The sequence below is a fragment of the Pseudogemmobacter sonorensis genome (assembly GCF_042762395.1).
Lineage (GTDB): Bacteria > Pseudomonadota > Alphaproteobacteria > Rhodobacterales > Rhodobacteraceae > Pseudogemmobacter > Pseudogemmobacter sonorensis.
The window spans coordinates 129218-144879 of sequence record NZ_JBEFZE010000006.1; the positions used below are offsets into that span (position 1 = coordinate 129218).

Annotated in this window: 16 protein-coding genes; 6 read left to right on the forward strand and 10 right to left on the reverse strand. The window is 69.1% G+C overall.

Annotated features, from left to right (window positions below):
* Window positions 1–91 precede the first annotated feature (91 nt).
* The 3 genes from def (ABNX41_RS07020) to fmt are packed head-to-tail and all read left to right on the forward strand — an operon-like array spanning window position 92 to window position 1982.
* The gene (gene def, locus ABNX41_RS07020; RefSeq protein WP_438669006.1) at window positions 92–592 is read left to right on the forward strand and encodes a peptide deformylase; all 501 of its coding nucleotides are present in this window, start codon (window positions 92–94) and stop codon (window positions 590–592) included.
* Entirely contained in the window at window positions 589–1092 is a 504-nt protein-coding gene (gene def, locus ABNX41_RS07025) for a peptide deformylase (protein ID WP_438669007.1), read from the forward strand. The genes def (ABNX41_RS07020) and def (ABNX41_RS07025) overlap by 4 nt, the downstream gene beginning before the upstream one ends.
* On the forward strand, window positions 1089–1982 hold the full coding sequence (gene fmt / locus ABNX41_RS07030; RefSeq protein WP_438669008.1) for a methionyl-tRNA formyltransferase: 894 nt from the start codon (window positions 1089–1091) through the stop codon (window positions 1980–1982). Before def (ABNX41_RS07025) ends, fmt begins: the two co-directional genes overlap by 4 nt.
* Before the next feature lie 112 nt (window positions 1983–2094).
* Here the strand turns inward: fmt and ABNX41_RS07035 are convergent, their stop codons facing one another.
* The 4 genes from ABNX41_RS07035 to miaB all read right to left on the reverse strand — a co-directional run bounded on the left by ABNX41_RS07035 (window position 2095) and on the right by miaB (window position 5885).
* A complete protein-coding gene (locus ABNX41_RS07035) occupies window positions 2095–3102 on the reverse strand; it encodes a PhoH family protein (RefSeq protein ID WP_438669009.1) in 1008 nt (335 codons plus the stop codon).
* A 249-nt stretch (window positions 3103–3351) separates the two neighbouring features.
* Complete coding sequence (locus tag ABNX41_RS07040; RefSeq protein WP_438669010.1) at window positions 3352–3726, reverse strand: hypothetical protein; 375 nt, start codon at window positions 3724–3726, stop codon at window positions 3352–3354.
* An 11-nt stretch (window positions 3727–3737) separates the two neighbouring features.
* On the reverse strand, window positions 3738–4202 hold the full coding sequence (locus tag ABNX41_RS07045) for an OmpA family protein (RefSeq protein ID WP_438669011.1): 465 nt from the start codon (window positions 4200–4202) through the stop codon (window positions 3738–3740).
* A gap of 282 nt (window positions 4203–4484) precedes the next feature.
* Window positions 4485–5885 (reverse strand): tRNA (N6-isopentenyl adenosine(37)-C2)-methylthiotransferase MiaB, encoded by a 1401-nt coding sequence (gene miaB, locus ABNX41_RS07050; protein WP_438669012.1) that lies wholly within the window; start codon window positions 5883–5885, stop codon window positions 4485–4487.
* A gap of 197 nt (window positions 5886–6082) precedes the next feature.
* On the opposite strand from miaB, the gene ABNX41_RS07055 reads away from it, so the two are divergent.
* A complete protein-coding gene (locus ABNX41_RS07055) occupies window positions 6083–6952 on the forward strand; it encodes a glycosyltransferase family protein (protein ID WP_438669013.1) in 870 nt (289 codons plus the stop codon).
* Window positions 6953–6994: 42 nt separating this feature from the next.
* On the opposite strand, the gene ABNX41_RS07060 is transcribed toward ABNX41_RS07055, so the two are convergent.
* A complete protein-coding gene (locus ABNX41_RS07060) occupies window positions 6995–7561 on the reverse strand; it encodes a gamma-glutamylcyclotransferase (protein WP_438669014.1) in 567 nt (188 codons plus the stop codon).
* Window positions 7562–7623: 62 nt separating this feature from the next.
* Here ABNX41_RS07060 and ABNX41_RS07065 point away from each other — a divergent pair, with 62 nt between their 5' ends.
* Window positions 7624–8667, forward strand: a complete 1044-nt coding sequence (locus ABNX41_RS07065; protein ID WP_438669015.1) for a DUF2125 domain-containing protein — start codon at window positions 7624–7626, stop codon at window positions 8665–8667.
* A gap of 124 nt (window positions 8668–8791) precedes the next feature.
* On the opposite strand, the gene ABNX41_RS07070 is transcribed toward ABNX41_RS07065, so the two are convergent.
* The 5 genes from ABNX41_RS07070 to ade form a co-directional block, all read right to left on the reverse strand.
* Entirely contained in the window at window positions 8792–10267 is a 1476-nt protein-coding gene (locus tag ABNX41_RS07070; RefSeq protein ID WP_438669016.1) for an extensin-like domain-containing protein, read from the reverse strand.
* An 80-nt stretch (window positions 10268–10347) separates the two neighbouring features.
* Window positions 10348–11292 carry a prephenate/arogenate dehydrogenase family protein gene (locus tag ABNX41_RS07075; protein WP_438669017.1) on the reverse strand — a complete coding sequence of 315 codons (945 nt, stop codon included), beginning with the start codon at window positions 11290–11292 and terminating at the stop codon, window positions 10348–10350.
* Entirely contained in the window at window positions 11289–12374 is a 1086-nt protein-coding gene (gene hisC / locus ABNX41_RS07080) for a histidinol-phosphate transaminase (protein WP_438669018.1), read from the reverse strand. Before hisC ends, ABNX41_RS07075 begins: the two co-directional genes overlap by 4 nt.
* Window positions 12375–12501: 127 nt before the next feature.
* Entirely contained in the window at window positions 12502–12864 is a 363-nt protein-coding gene (gene arsC, locus ABNX41_RS07085; protein ID WP_438669019.1) for an arsenate reductase (glutaredoxin), read from the reverse strand.
* The gene (gene ade / locus ABNX41_RS07090; protein WP_438669020.1) at window positions 12861–14558 is read right to left on the reverse strand and encodes an adenine deaminase; all 1698 of its coding nucleotides are present in this window, start codon (window positions 14556–14558) and stop codon (window positions 12861–12863) included. Before ade ends, arsC begins: the two co-directional genes overlap by 4 nt.
* Before the next feature lie 163 nt (window positions 14559–14721).
* Between ade and ABNX41_RS07095 the strand changes: the two genes are divergently transcribed.
* Entirely contained in the window at window positions 14722–15645 is a 924-nt protein-coding gene (locus ABNX41_RS07095) for a DMT family transporter (protein WP_438669021.1), read from the forward strand.
* Window positions 15646–15662 lie beyond the last annotated feature (17 nt).

Here is a 15662-nt window from a genome sequence, read left to right on the forward strand (position 1 = left end):
CTTTCGTCCTATCCCCCTTTCCGTTCCGATGTTCTGATCTGTTCGGCCCCCGAAAAAAACCTCGGCCCCCCAAACCGCAAAGGCCCCGACGATGATCCTGCCGATCCTGCGCTGGCCCGACCCGCGTCTCTCCACCCCCTGCGCCGAGGCGGTGCTGTCCGAGGATCTGCGCCGCCTTGCCGCCGACCTGCTGGAGACGATGTATGACGCGCCGGGCCGGGGCCTTGCCGCGCCGCAGACCGGGCATCTGCTGCGGCTTTTCGTGATGGACACCGGATGGAAAGAGGGCGCGCCCGCGCCCGTGGTCATGGTGAACCCGCAGATCCTGTGGGCCTCGGACCGCCGCGTCCCGGGGCCCGAGGGCTGCCTCTCCCTTCCCGGCCCGACCACGATGATCGAACGCGCGGCCGAGGTGCGGGTGCGCTGGCTGGATCTGGAGGGCGTGGTGCAGGAGCGGGTCCTGACCGGGATGGAGGCGATCTGCGCCCAGCATGAATACGACCATCTGGACGGTATCCTGACGCTGGACCGCCTTTCGCCCGACGCCCGCGCCCGCGCCGAGGCCGAAATCACCCAAGGCATGACGGCATGAGCCCGCGCCCCTGCCTGCAATACCCGCATCCGATGCTCAGGACCCCCGCGGGCGATGTCGCGGCCATCACCGACGATATCCGTGCGATCTGGCGCGACATGGTCGATACGATGGAGGCGATGCCGGGCTATGGCCTGGCCGCCGTGCAGATCGGCGTGCCGCTGCGCCTTGCCGTGGTCGATTGCTCGGAAGAGCGCGGGCAGGCGGTGCTGATGGCCAACCCCGAGGTACTGCATGAAAGCGTGCAGCCGCGCGTGCATGAAGAGGCCTCGCCCAATCTGCCCGGGGTCTCGGCCCCGGTCTCGCGCCCGCGCGCGGTGACGGTGCGGTTCCTGAACGCGGCGGGCGAGGTCGAGGCGCGCGATTTCGTCGGCCTCTGGGCCACCAGCGTCCAGCACCAGATCGACCATCTGGCGGGGCGGATGTATTTCGACCGGCTCTCGCCCCTCAAGCGCCGGATGCTGCTGGCAAAGGCCGAAAAGCAAAGGAAGCGCGGATGAAGGTGGTTTTCATGGGCACGCCGGAGTTCTCGGTCCCGGTGCTTGAGGCGCTTCATGCCCGGCATGAGGTGGTCTGCGTCTATTCCCAGCCCCCCCGCCCGGCGGGGCGCGGCAAGGATCTGCGCAAGACGCCGGTTCATGCCCGGGCCGAGGCGCTTGGCCTGCCGGTCCGCACGCCCCTGCGGCTGCGCGATCCGGCGGATCAGGCGGAATTCGCGGCACTTGGCGCCGATGTGGCGGTGGTGGTGGCCTATGGGCTGATCCTGCCGCCCGCGGTTCTGGCGGCGCCGCGCCTTGGTTGCCTGAACATCCATGCCTCTCTGCTGCCGCGCTGGCGCGGCGCGGCGCCGATCCATCGCGCGATCATGGCGGGGGATGCGGAGACCGGCGTCTGCATCATGCAGATGGAGGCCGGGCTGGACACCGGCCCGGTGCTGTTGCGGGCGCCGACGCCGATCGGGCCCGAGGAGACCACCGCCGAGTTGCATGACCGGCTGAGCGCGATGGGGGCGGAAGCGATCGTCGAGGCGCTGGCGCGCCTGCCCGATCTGGAGCCCGTGCCGCAGCCCGAGGTCGGCGTGACCTATGCCGCCAAGATCAACAAGGCCGAGGCGCGGGTGGACTGGCGCCGTCCGGCCGATGAGGTCGCGCGGCTGATCCGGGGCCTTTCGCCCTTTCCGGGCGCCTGGACGATGGCGGGGGCCGAGCGGGTCAAGCTTCTGCGCGCGAGGCCGGTGCCGGGGCAGGGCGCGCCGGGGCAGGTTCTGTCGGGCTTCACCATCGCCTGCGGTGCGGGCGCGGTCGAAATCACCGAGGCGCAGCGCGAGGGCAAGCGCCCGATGCGGGCCGAGGACATCCTCAAGGGCCTCGCGCTGCCCGACCGGCTTTGAGCCAGAACGGCCTTTAACCAAGGAAACGGCCCCGGAGATCGCCCCGGGGCCGCTGGTCCTGCGCCTGTTTCCGCCTGTCGTCCGGGCGGGCCTGCCAATCCTTTGCTGTCCCTCAGCCCTGGGCTTCGTCGGCCTCATAGGCCTCGATGATCCGCGCGACCATCGGGTGGCGCACGACATCCTTGGCGGTGAAGTAGTTGAAGCTCGCCCCCTTGACGCCCTTTAGGATCCGCTCGGCCTCGGCCAGGCCCGAGGCGGTGCCGCGCGGCAGGTCGACCTGGGTGCGGTCCCCGGTGATCACCATGCGCGACCCCTCGCCCAACCGGGTCAGGAACATCTTCATCTGCATCGAGGTGGCGTTCTGCGCCTCGTCCAGCACGACGAAGGCGTTCGAGAGCGTCCGCCCGCGCATGAAGGCCAGGGGCGCGATCTCGATCCGCTTCTCGGCGATCAGCTTCTCGACCTGCTTGGCGGGCAGGAAATCGTTCAGCGCATCGTAGAGCGGCTGCATATAGGGATCGACCTTTTCCTTCATGTCGCCGGGAAGGAAGCCCAGCCGTTCCCCGGCCTCGACCGCCGGGCGCGACAGGACGATCTTCTCGACCGCGCCCGAGATGAACATGGTCACCCCGACCGCCACCGCCAGATAGGTCTTGCCGGTGCCCGCAGGCCCGATGCCGAAGCCAAGCTCATGCTGGAACAGGTTGGCGACATAGGCCTTCTGCGCCTCGGTCCGGGGTTCGATCGGCTTCTTGCGGGTCCGCAGCTCCATCCCTGGCGAGAAAAGCTCGATCTGCTCGCCCTCGGGGCCCGAGCCGGTGGGGCGGCCCATCCGCAGCGCGCCGTCCACATCGCCGGGGCCGATGTTGCGGCCGGATTCGATCCGGGCGTAAAGCGAGCGCAGCACGGCCGCCGCCTGTTCCCGCGCGCCTTTCTCGCCCACCACCGCAAGACGGTTGCCCCGTCTGAGCACATGCACCCCCAACTGGTGTTCGATCTGCGCGAGATTGCGGTCGAATTCGCCGCAAAGTTCGATCAGAAGCCGGTTGTCGGGAAATTCGAGGAGCGTCTCGACGATATCCTCGGGCTTGGTCGGGGGGGTCAGCGCGCTGATGCCCAATCAGGGTCTCCTTCTGCTTCGTGCCAAGGGCCTCAAGGTAATGCTGCGGCGGTCATCGTGATCTGGCAAGCATTTTCCTCCGTGCCACTATATCTTGCGCATCGACGTAAGGCAGATGTGACGAAAAACGCCCGCTTTCACGGCAAATGGGGCGTGGCGGGCTTCGGGGCAAGGGACGGGGCCGGGATCGCGCGAAAGAAAAGGGCCACGGCGGAACCGTGGCCCTTCGGAAAACTCCGGGTTTCGGGGTCAGCGCTTGACGACGACGGTCTTGCGCCCGGGGCCCGAAATGCGGTCGCGAATGCCCTCGGTTCCGGTCTGGTAATCGTGGATGACCGTGCCCGGCGGATAGAGATTGTTGCAGACCGGCAGGCCCGAGACCGGATCGTAGCGCGGGGTCGAATAGCCTTCCAGGCCATCGTCCATGATCCAGTTCTGGCACCCGTCGGGATCATAGGCGATGGCGGCGCGGCCATTGAGCAGCACGCCCGAGTCGCGGCCCTTGTCGAGGCCGGTGGCGATCACCGAATCGGGTCCGTGATAGCGGCTGGTGCCCTCGAACCCTTCGCCGCAGCCCGCAAGCAGCCCGGCGGCAAGCATCAACCCCGTGAATTTCATCATCATTGCCATGTCATTCACCACCGGTAGCAGACGATTTCGACGCGGCGGTTCTTCGCCATTCCGGCGGAGGTCGCGTTCGAGGCGATCGGGTTGCGCTCGCCATAGCCGATCTGGCGCTCGACCGAGGCGCCGACCGAGCGGGCGACATCGCCGACGGCCTTGGCCCGGCGCTCGGACAGGCGCATGTTGTATTCATCCGAGGCGCGGCTGTCGGTATGGCCGTAGATCGCATAGCCGAAGGCGCCGGCCGAGCGGAAGAAATCCTCAAGCCGCTTGCGGCCCGATGCCGTCAGCTTGGCGCTGTCGGTGGCAAAGAGCGTGTCCGTATTCTCGGTCAGGCAAAGGTTCTGGCGCAGGCAGACCGGCTTGCCGGTCTTCGGGTCGCGGCGCGGCACCATGTAACCTTCAAGGCCGCCATCGGCCCACCAGTGCATGCAGCCATCCGCGTCGATCCACACGCCCCATTCAATCACGCCCACGACTTCCTGGGCCTGTGCCCCGGATGCCGCGGACATACCCGCAGCAAGGGCCGCCGCCCCTACCATCATACGCACTGCGCGTGAAAACCGGTTCACAGCCAGAGCCCCCCAACAAATTCTTGTGACAGCAGGGGCAGGATTGACGGTGAAAACCGCTCAAGTAAAGGGGATTCTGCGCAGTTTCGGGCATTTATGTGGCGCTGCCCCTTCATTCATCCACAATATCCTGTGGATAACCGGGTATTGTGCAACCTGGGGCAACAATGGCGGCGCCGGATGCGCTCAGGACGAAATCCTCACGGCCGCCAATGAGTTGGGCGCCGCGGCGGTGACGCGGGCGCGGATCAGTTCCCCGACCCGGCCGGTGGCATCCTCGACATGGACCGCCATGAGATGCTGCGACTTGCCGACCATCTGGCCCGGGAGGCGGCCGGGCTTTTCGTAAAGCACGCTGACCTCCTGCCCGACCATGGCGCGCTGCGCTGCGCGCTGCTGATCGAGGAGCAGGCCCTGCAGCGCCTGCAGCCGCGCATCGGCGACCGCGGCCTCGACGGCGGGCTTCTCGGCGGCGGGGGTGCCGGGGCGGGCGGAATATTTGAAGGAGAACGCCGCGCCGTAGCCCACCGCCCGGATCAGATCCATCGTGGCCTCGAAATCGGCATCGGTCTCGCCGGGGAAGCCGACGATGAAATCCGAGGTCAGCAGGATGTCGGGCCGGGCGGCGCGTATCCGCTCGATCAGCCGCAGATAGGCCTCGGCGGTGTGCTTGCGGTTCATTCCCTTCAGGATCCGGTCCGAGCCCGATTGCACCGGCAGATGCAGATAGGGCATCAGCTTGGCCACCTCGCCATGGGCGGCGATGAGGTCGTCGTCCATGTCGTTGGGATGGCTGGTGGTGTAGCGTATCCGGTCGAGCCCGTCGATCGCGGCCAGTTCGCGGATCAACCGGCCGAGCGTCCAGTCCCCGCCTTCGCCCGCGCCGTGATAGGCATTCACGTTCTGGCCCAGCAGCGTGATCTCGCGCACGCCGCGCTCGACCAGGCCGTGCGCCTCGCGCAAGAGGCGGGCGGCGGGGCGCGAGACCTCGGCGCCCCGCGTATAGGGCACGACGCAGAAGGCGCAGAACTTGTCGCAGCCTTCCTGCACGGTCAGAAAGGCGGTCGGGCCGCGATAGGCCTTGCGCTCGGGCAGGTGGTCGAACTTGTCCTCGGGTGGGAAGTCGGTATCGACGACGCGCCCATTGGCGCGCGCCATGGCGGGCAGGCGGTGATAGGCCTGCGGCCCCACCACCAGATCGACCAGCGGCATCCGCCGCAGGATTTCGTCGCCCTCGGCCTGCGCCACGCAGCCCGCCACGCCGACCTTGAGGTCGGGCCGTTCAAGCTTCAGCGGTTTCAGCCGTCCCAGGTCGGAATACAGCTTTTCCGAGGCTTTTTCCCGGATATGGCAGGTGTTCAGAAGCACCATGTCGGCCTCTTCCAGCACCTCGGTCGTGACATAGCCCTCGGCGCCCATGGCCTCGGCCATGCGCTCGCTGTCATAGACGTTCATCTGGCAGCCATAGGTCTTGATGAACAGCTTTTTGGGCGCGGCGCCGCCGGGTCCGGCCAGGGGACGGCCGGAAAGAAGGGGCGGTCGGGTCTCGGTCGGGGTCCGGGCTTGATCGGCGTCGGTATCGGGCATCTGGGCCTCCTGAGCCCCCGGCTTTTACACCGGCGGGCCGCAGGGGGCAATGTCGGGGGGCAATGTCGGCGGGGGCGCGCGGGCGGGTGGGGCACGATCCCCCTTGCCACCGGCGTGCGGCTGCGGGATTCTGCGCGGGCCCGCGCGCCCCCGGCCCCGTTCGGCGGCAGGCGCGAGGCCGAGCCGGAGAGAAGACGATGCGCCACGACAGCCTTTGGGGATATCTCTCGCGCCATGCCGGGGCGCTGGTCCCCGGCCCGGTCGCGCTGGTGATGGCCGAGGACGAGGTGGAGGTCGCCTCGACCCTGCGGCACCATCTTGCCGCGGGCTTTCGCCATCTGCTGCTGCTCGCCCCGCCCGAGATCGCGCTCGACCCCGGCGTCGAGGCCCAGGTCGAGCGGATCGACCACGACGTCTTCGCCGACGACGCGCTCAGCCGGGCGGTGAACATGGTGAACGAGGCCGTCCCCGGGGCCTGGATCTTCTACTGCTACAACGCCGAATATCTGTTCTTCCCGTTCTGCGAGACCCGGAACTTCCGCGACCTGATCGCCTTTCATGCCGAGGAGCGGCGCGAGGCGCTGCTGACCTATGTGATCGACCTCTATGCCCCGGACCTGGAGCGGCACGGCAATGCCGTCTCGCTGGAAGAGGCGCATCTCGACCGGTCGGGCTATTACGCGCTGGCGCGCAAGGATGCCGAGCGGGACTGGGCCCCCAAGGAGCGCCAACTGGATTTCTTCGGCGGCCTGCGCTGGCGGTTCGAAGAGCATGTGCCCTGGACCCGGCGGAAGATCGACCGGGTGTCGATCTTCCGGGCCCGGCGGGGGCTGCGGCTCTCGTCGGATTTCACCTTCTCGGACGAGGAGATGAACACCTATGCCTGCCCCTGGCACAACAACATCACCGCTGCGGTCTGTTCCTTCCGCACCGCAAAGGCCTTGCGCGCCAATCCCGGCAGCCGCTACGACATCAAGAGCTTCCACTGGCACAATTCGGTGCCCTTCGCCTGGCACAGCCAGCAGTTGATGGACCTGGGCCTGATGGAGCCGGGGCAGTGGTTCTGACCCCCTTGTGCGCAGGGGCCGCCGTGTTCGCAGGGGGCGCCGTCAGCCGCCGGTCCGGGCCTGGTCACCGTCCTTGATCAGTTCGCGCACCCGCGACGACAGCCAGTCGAGTTCGGGATCGGCGATGCCGAGCTCGTGCAGATGGGCATTGGTCGACCACAGGTAATCGCGGTTCGGGCCGCGCCCGCCGCTGGCCCCGGCGATGATCCGGGCCTGATCCTCCAGCGCCAGCCCGCCGCAATATTGCTCATGGTCGGGGTCGATCACATAGGCCAGGGCGTCCAGCCGACCGGCCTTGCTCTCCAGCGCCATGGTGACTTCGAGATAGGCCGAAGAGATCAGTTCGCGCTCGCGCAGCCCGGCCAGCGTCTCGGCCTCGGTCCCCGGCGCGACGCGGAAGGCGACACCGTCGCAATAGGCCTGCCCCCCCGCACGGTCGAGCGCGAGGACAAGCCCCGGCACGGCCTCGGTCCCGCGATGGTGGATCGAGCGCATGCAGAAGCTGCGCCGCCAGCCGCTGGCGCGGGCAAGGCGCCGCTCGGCCACCTCGAAACCGGGGTTCCAGATCAGCGATCCATAGCCAAAGACCCAGAGCGGGGGATGTTGCACGGCTGGTTCTCCCTTCTTCCGCCCTGTAAACACTGCCGGACGGTCGGGGAAAAGGGGGCGTCATGCGCGGACTTCTGTCATTCGCGGCAATCTTGCTGCTGCTGTGGAGCGGATACTGGCTTGCGGGCAAGCTGGCGATCGAGCATGTGGCCGAGGGTTTCCTGGAAAGCCCCGAGGCCCGGGGCCGGGTCACGGTCTCGGGCGGGCTTTCGGTCCGGGGCTGGCCCAACCGTTTCGACCTGACCGCCGAGGGGGTCGAGTTACGCGATCCCGAAACCGGCATCGGCTATCGCGCGCCCTTCGTGCAGGTCTTCGCGATGACCTGGAAGCCTTGGCATGTGATCGCCGCCCTCCCCGAGCGCCAGCAAATCCTTCTGCTGGAGGGGGGGCTGACGCTCAGCGGTTCGGGGCTGATGGCAAGCCTGCGGGTCCGTCCCGGATCCGCGCTGCCCCTGGCCGAGGCGCGGCTGGCGGGCCGGGCGGTCGGGCTGGCCCTGACGCAGCCGGGTGGGGCGCAGGCGGATGGGGGGGGATGGCATGTCTCGCTCGACGATCTCGCGCTCGCGCTCAGGGCGGCGGAGGGGCCTGCGAGCTACGACCTCGGGCTGCGTGTCACCGGGCTGGTGCCTGATCCGGCCCTGACCGCATTGCTGTCGCGCGCGGCGGTGCCGGGCTGGCCCGTCGCCGACCTGCCGGCGCAGGTCGAGACGTTGCGCGCCGATGCGCGGCTGGTCCTTTCGGCCCCGCTCGACCGTCATGCGGGCGAAAGCCGCCCGCGCCTGATCGGCATCAGCCTGCGCGACCTGGGTTTCGACTGGGGCGCCCTGTCGGTCAGCGCGCGCGGCGAGATCGGCCCGGATGCCGCAGGCTATGCCAGCGGGCGGGTCGAACTGAGCGCGCGGGGATGGGACCGCCTGCCCGCGCTGCTGGTCGCATCGGGGCTGTTGCGCGAGGATCTGGGCCCGACCGTGGGATCGGCCTTGCGCGCGGCCGCAGAGGCGGGCGAAAGCCCCGAGACGCTGGTGCTGCCTTTGGTGCTGGAAGAGGGCTGGATCCGCTTCGGTTTCCTGCCCCTCGGCCCCGCCCCCAGGCTGACGGCGCCCTGACCGGGCGGCCCCGGCTGACGCTTCCCCCGGATGGGCCGGGCCCTGACCGAAGGCGCTTTGGCGACGGGTCGCGCCCGGATCCGTCCCGGGCAGGACGGCCCCGGCCCCTCCGGACGGGGCGCCTTCAGCGGCAGTAGGACCCGCTGCGATGGCTTGCGGTGTCGAAATGCAGGTGATCCTCGTGATAGCCGTCCGATCCGGGGCCGAGCGTGGTGCCGAAGATCCCGCAGGCGCCCTTGTGGGCCTTGCGCATGGTGACGTCGTAGTTCTTCAACACCGATTGGGTCTTGCCGCTGGCAAGCGTGATGCCCGAGATGTCGATGGCCTTGCCCCGGCCATGTTCGCTGACCTTCGCGCCCGCCTTGTGGTTGCGGGTGCGGCAGACGTAATGGCCCGCGATCTTCAACTCGGTCACCTGGCCGCCATAGGCGGGCTGCAGCACGCCCTCGACCCAGGTGTTGAGCGCCTTGGCGGTGGCGCAGTCGATGGTGGCGGGCATCGAAAGCCGGACGCCCGAGACCGAGGTGACCCTGACCCCTTCCTTCAGGCCGCAGCCCGCCACCTTGCTGGTGATGGGGGCGATGGTCTCGCCCTTGATCGCGGCCACGCCGCAGACCGAGCCCTTGGCCGAGACCGGCGCCTTGGCCTGCTTGCCCCCCTTGGGCGCGGGGTCTGCCTTGGGTGCGGGAGCGGGTGCGGCGGTTGCGGTCCGGGCGGCGGCTTTCACCACCTTTTCGGGGCGCGCGCGCGGTCGCAGGCTGGCGGCGATGGTGGCGGCCCTGGCCGCCTCGGCTTCGGCCACCTGGGCTTCTTTCGCCGCCGCTTCGGCGGCTTCGCGCTCGGCGGCCAGCGTCCTGGCCCGGGCCTCGACCTCGGGCGGGCGGAGCCTGGGGCGCAGCACCGGGGCGGTCGGGACGGTCTCGGCGGTTTGTGTCGCTTCGGGGCCCTCGGGGGCGGGCGCCTCGGCCGGGACGGCGGTGGCGGCGGCCTTCGCCGCCTCTTCCGCCGCCGGGGGCATGGGCGCGGGCGCGATGGCGGGGGCCGCGGCGGGCATCGCGGCCAGGGTCACCTCGGGCGCGGGGGGCGTGGCGCGGGCCAGGGCCTCGGCCTCGGCGAAGCTGGCGGGCAGCATCTCGACCGGGATCCTCGGCGGCAGGTCGGCCAGGGGCAGCCCCGAAGCAGCCTGATCCAGAGGTTCCTCGCGCGCGGCGGGGATATTGGAGCTTGATCTGGTGATGCGGTCCGCGCCGGGTGCCTCGCCGAGGGGCGCCTCGCCAAGCGGCCGGGCGGCGGCTGGCGGGGCAGGCGCCGCCGCCATGGCGAAGGCGAAGGGCGCGTCGGCCGTCTCGCTCGCGCTGCGCGTGAGGGGCTCAGGGCGCGCGGGTTCCTCAGGGCGGGCGGGAGCGGCGGCGGTCCGGCCGGGCGCGGCGGGCGGGATGGGCGAACGCTCCATCGTCTCGGCACCCGCCGGAGAGGTCCAGAGCGGTGCCGCCCCCAGCAGAAGCAGCGCGGCCAGGGTGCGGATCATTCCCGGGCCGCGATCCGTCCTGATCCGTGCCGCCTCGTCCCCGCCTTTCGCGGTGCCGTCCTGTCCAGCCATGTTCCGACCCGTCCCGTCCCGCAAGCCTTATCCGACAGGCTTCATCCGAACCCGGGCCGCATGCGGCGCGCCGGGGCCCGTCATTCCCCCTTTGCCCCGGTCGTGCGACCGAAGTTGGGGACAGAGGTATCCTGACCGGCCTCGATGATGCCACGACGGATTTGTCGGGTGCGGGTGAAATAGGCGTGAAGCTGCTCACCATCCTCCATGCGGATGGCGCGTTGCAGCATGAACAGCTCTTCGGTGAAGCGGCCGAGGATGTCGAGCACCGCTTCCTTGTTGGTCAGGAAGACGTCGCGCCACATCGTCGCGTCCGAAGCCGCGATCCGGGTGAAATCGCGAAAGCCCGAGGCGGAATATTTGATCACCTCTTCCTGGGTCACCCGGCGCAGGTGGTCGGCCACGCCCACCATCGTATAGGCGATCAGGTGCGGCGCATGCGAGACCACGGCAAGGACGAGATCGTGCCGCTTCGCCTCCATCTCGTCGACATTGGCACCCATGGCTTCCAGAAGGCGCCGCAGCCGCGCGACGGCGGCGGGGTCGGTCCCGTCCTCGGGGGTGAGCAGCCACCAGCGGTTCTCGAACAGCGTGGCGAAACCGGCGCGCGGGCCGGAATATTCGGTGCCCGCCAGCGGATGGCCGGGGATGAAATGCACGCCTTGCGGCAGATGCGGCCCGACCGCCGCGATCACCGCCTGCTTGACCGAGCCGACATCGCTGACCGTCGCCCCCGGGGCCAGATGCGGGCCGATTTCGGCCGCGACCCCGGCCATGGCGCCCACCGGCACGCAAAGCACCACCAGATCGGCGCCGCGCACGGCTTCGGCGGCGGTCTCGGTCACCCGGTCGCAGAACAGCTCTTGCGCCACGGCGCGCGTCTCGGCCGAGCGGGCATGGCCGACGATCTCGCCCGCAAGGCCGTGGGCGCGCATGGCATGCGCCATCGAGCCCGCGATCAGCCCCAGCCCGATCAGCGCCACCCGGTCGTAGACGGGGGCGGCCGGGGAAGGCGCCGCGCTCACCGCGTTCCCTTGAACTGCGCGACCGCATGGGCGATGCGGCGGCAGCCGGCCTCGTCCCCGATGGTGATGCGCAGGCAATGGGGCAGGTTGTAGCTGGCCACGCGGCGCACGATCAGCCCCTGGGCCTGAAGGAATTCGTCGCAGGCCCCCGCCTCGTCGGCGCTGGCAAAGCGCGCGAGGATGAAATTCCCCGAGGACACGTCCGAGGGCACGCCGGATTCGGCCAGCGCCCCGGCCAGCCAGTTGCGCATGCGCGCGTTGTCGTGGCGGCATTTCACCACCCAGTCCTGATCGCGCACGGCGGCCTCGGCAGCCTCAAGCTGCGCGGTCGACAGGTTGAAGGGCTGGCGGATGCGGTTCAGCACCTCGATGATCGCCTGCGGCCCGTAGCCCCAGCCGATCCGCAGCCCGCCAAGGCCGTAGATCTTCGAAAACGTCCGCGTCATCACGACATTCGTGCGGCTTTCGATCAGCGCGAGGCCCGCGTCGAAATCCTCGACATATTCGGCATAGGCGCCGTCGAGCACCAGAAGCGCCTGGCGCGGCAGGCCGTCGGCCAGGCGCGCGACCTCGGCGGGCGAGATCATCGTGCCGGTGGGGTTGTTGGGATTGGCGATGAACACCAGCCTGGTGCGGGTGTTGCAGGCGCGCAGGATGGCGTCGACATCGGTCACCCGCTCGCGCTCGGGCACCTGGACCGGGGTGGCGCCGACGGCATGGGCAAGCAGGCGATACATGAGGAAGCCGTGTTCTGTGAACACCACCTCGTCGCGCGGCCCGGCATAGGCCTGGGCAAGGAATTGCAGGATCTCGTCCGAGCCGACGCCGCAGATCACCCGCTCGGCGTCAAGGCCGTGGACCTCGGCGATGGCCTGGCGCAGCGCGGCGTGATCGGTCGAGGGATAGCGGTTGAGCGAATGCACCGCGCGCTGGAACGCCTCCTTGGCACGGTCGGACGCGCCGAACGGGTTCTCGTTCGACGAAAGCTTCACCGCATTGGCCACGCCCGCGACATGGCTCTTGCCGCCCTGGTAAAGGGCGATGTCGAGAATGCCGGGCTGCGGCCGGATCGCGTCGGACATGAAAGCCTCCTGCTGTCGCCGGGGGGGTTCTAGCGCCGGGGCCGGGACAAGGCCAGAGGCGTGATTGCCTATTTGCGACCCTGTGGCCGGGTTGCGCGGCCGACAAGGCGCGGCCCGTTCCGCGCGTTCAGGCCGCAGCGGCGTCCAGAAGGTCGCGCAACCGCTCGATGGGGCGGCAGAGCGCGGCCCTGTCCCCGATCCGCACGAACGGCCGCTCGACCAGGACCGGATGCGCCACCATGGCAAGAAGCAGGGCTTCGTCGCTCGTCTCCGGTGCGGTCAGGCCGAGGGCTTCGGCAGGCGTGCCCCGCAGCCGCAGCGCCTGGCGCGGCGTCAGGCCCGCATCCGACAGAAGCGCGCGCAACCCGGCCGGATCCCAGCCGGTTTTCAGATATTCGACCACTTCGGGCGCATATCCGGCCGCGCGCAGGGCGGCGAGCGCGCTGCGCGAGGTGCCGCAGCCGGGATTGTGCCAGATCACCGCCTTCACGGGATCACCTCGAAACGGTCCACATCGACCAGCCCGTGGTCGGTGATCTTCAGATGCGGGATCACCGGCAGCGCGAGGAAGGCCAGTTGCAGGAACGGCTCTTCCAGCGTGACCCCGAGCGCGCGGGCGGCGGCGCGCAACGCCACCAGGTCTTCGCGCACCTGTTCGAAGGGATCGAGGCTCATCAGTCCCGCCACCGGCAGCGCGAGTTCGGCCAGGATGCGCCCCCCCTCGGCCACGACGAAACCGCCCTCGATCTCGGCCAGACGATTCGCGGCCAGTGCCATGTCGTCGTAATCGGCGCCGACGGTGACGATATTGTGATGATCGTGGCAGACGGTCGAGGCGATGGCGCCGCGCTTCAGCCCGAAGCCCTTGACGAAGCCGGTGGCGCGGTTGCCGTTCTTGCCGTGGCGCTCGATCACCGCGATCTTCACCAGGTCGCGCGCCAGGTCGGGGCGTTTGTCGCCGCCCTCGGGCGGGATGTCGAAGCTCAGGTGCTCGGTGATGATCTTGCCGGGCAGGATGCCGATCACCGGGGTCTGGCTGCGGTTTCCGGCGGTGCGGAAATCCGAGGCGGCGACGCGTGGCGCCCTGACCGAGCGGCGCGCGACCGGCTCCACGTTGCCGCGCGCGGCAAAGGCCCGGTCGGTCAGCTCCACCCCGCCCGCGAAGACCCGCTCCACCCGGCAGCTTTCCAGCCCGTCGATCACCGCGATATCGGCGCGTTTCCCGGGGGCGATCAACCCGCGGTCCTTCAGCCCGAAGGCCTCGGCCGCTGAAAGCGAGGCGGCGCGATAGACCGCCAGCGGCGGCGCGCCAAGCGCGATCGCGGTGCGGATCATGTAGTCGAGATGGCCGTGTTCGGCGATGTCGAGCGGATTGCGGTCGTCGGTGCAAAGGCACAGCCAGGGCGAATGCCGCTCGGTCAGCAAGGGCGCCAGCGCATGCAGGTCCTTCGAGACCGAGCCCTCGCGGATCAGGACCCGCATGCCCTTGCGCAGCTTTTCCAGCCCCTCTTCGGCGCTGGTCGCCTCATGCTCGGTGCGGATGCCCGCGCTGATGTAGCCGTTCAGGTCCAGCCCGCGCAAGAGTGGCGCATGGCCGTCGATATGGCGCGTGCGGAAGGCCTCGAGCTTTGCCAGGCAGCCGGGGTCCTTCATCAGCACGCCCGGGAAATTCATGAATTCCGCCAGCCCGATCACCTTGGGATGGTCCATCAGCGGGATGAGGTCTTCCGCCTCCAGCCGCGCGCCCGCCGTCTCCATATGGGTCGAGGGCACGCAGGACGAAAGCTGGACGCGGATGTCCATCAGCGTATGGGCCGCCGCCTCCAGGAAATAGCGGATGCCGGGCAGGCCGCAGACATTGGCGATCTCATGGGGGTCGCAGATCGCGGTGGTGACGCCATGGGGGCCGACGCAGCGGTCGAACTCGAAGGGCGTGACCAGCGAGCTTTCGATATGCAGATGGGTGTCGATGAATCCCGGCACCAGCACCTTGCCCTGCAGGTCGATCTCCTGCCGACCCCGGTAGCGGCCGAAAGTGCCGACGATGGTGTCGCCCGCGATGGCCACGTCGGTCTCGACCAGATCGCCGGTGACCAGGTCGAAGACCCGCGCGCCCCTGAGCACGATATCGGCGGGGACGAGGCCCCGGCCCTGGTCGATCAGATCCCCGAGCGCAACCGCCATACCGTCTCTCCTTACGTTCCATACCGTCTTGCCGCCGGACGACGCCCGGCCCCGCCCGGTCATCCAGCCCCCTCACACACAGCGCCCAAAGGGGATTGCGCCCGGGCGCGCTTGGTGGTTGATCTCGGGGCGCGTGCCCCGAGCAGGCTGAAGGACCTTTATCATGCGCCCGCTGCGCGGAATCTGCTACAAACTCACGGCCGTCCTGATCTTCACCGCGATGTCGGCAATGATCAAGGCCACCGCAGATCATGTGCCGGGCTGGCAGGCGGTGTTCTTCCGGTCCTTCTTCGCCATTCCGGTGATCATCCTGTGGATGGCCTACCGCCGCGAACTGGCGGGCGGTTTCCGTACCGCGAACCCCATGGGCCATGTCTGGCGCGGGCTGGCCGGCACGGTGGCGATGGGGCTGATGTTTTCCGGGCTGGCCTTCCTGCCCTTTCCCGAAGTGACCGCCATCGGCTATGCGACGCCGCTGCTGACCGTGGCCTTCGCCGCGTTTCTTCTGGGCGAGAAGGTGCGCGCCTTCCGCGCCATGACGGTGCTTCTGGGGCTGGTGGGGGTGCTGATCGTGCTCTGGCCCCGGCTTTCGGTGCTGCGCGGCGGCGAGGCGGGCCAGGCCGAGGCTTTCGGCGCGATGCTGGTCCTGGGCGGCTCGGTCTGCTCGGCGCTGGCCTATGTCTTCGTGCGCAAGCTGACCGCGACCGAGAAGACCCCCGCTATCGTGTTCTATTTCTCGCTGACCGCGACGGTGCTGTCGCTGTTCACCATCCCGCTGGGCTGGGTCCGGCCGACGCCGGTCGAATTCGCGCTGCTGGTTGGCGCTGGGCTTGTCGGGGGCGTGGCGCAGATCTTCCTGACATCGAGCTACCGCGAGGCCGATGCCTCGGTGGTGGCGCCATTCGACTATGCCTCGATGCTGTTCGCCTTGGCGATCGGCTGGTTCGTCTTTGCCGAGGCGCCGACCTGGACCATGCTGGGCGGGGCCTCGATCGTGATCTTGGCCGGGCTTCTGATCATCTGGCGCGAGCGTCAGCTCGGCATCCGGCGCGAGCGTCAGCGCAAGGCCTCGACCCCGCAGGGGTGAAGGCCCCGCCTTGCAAC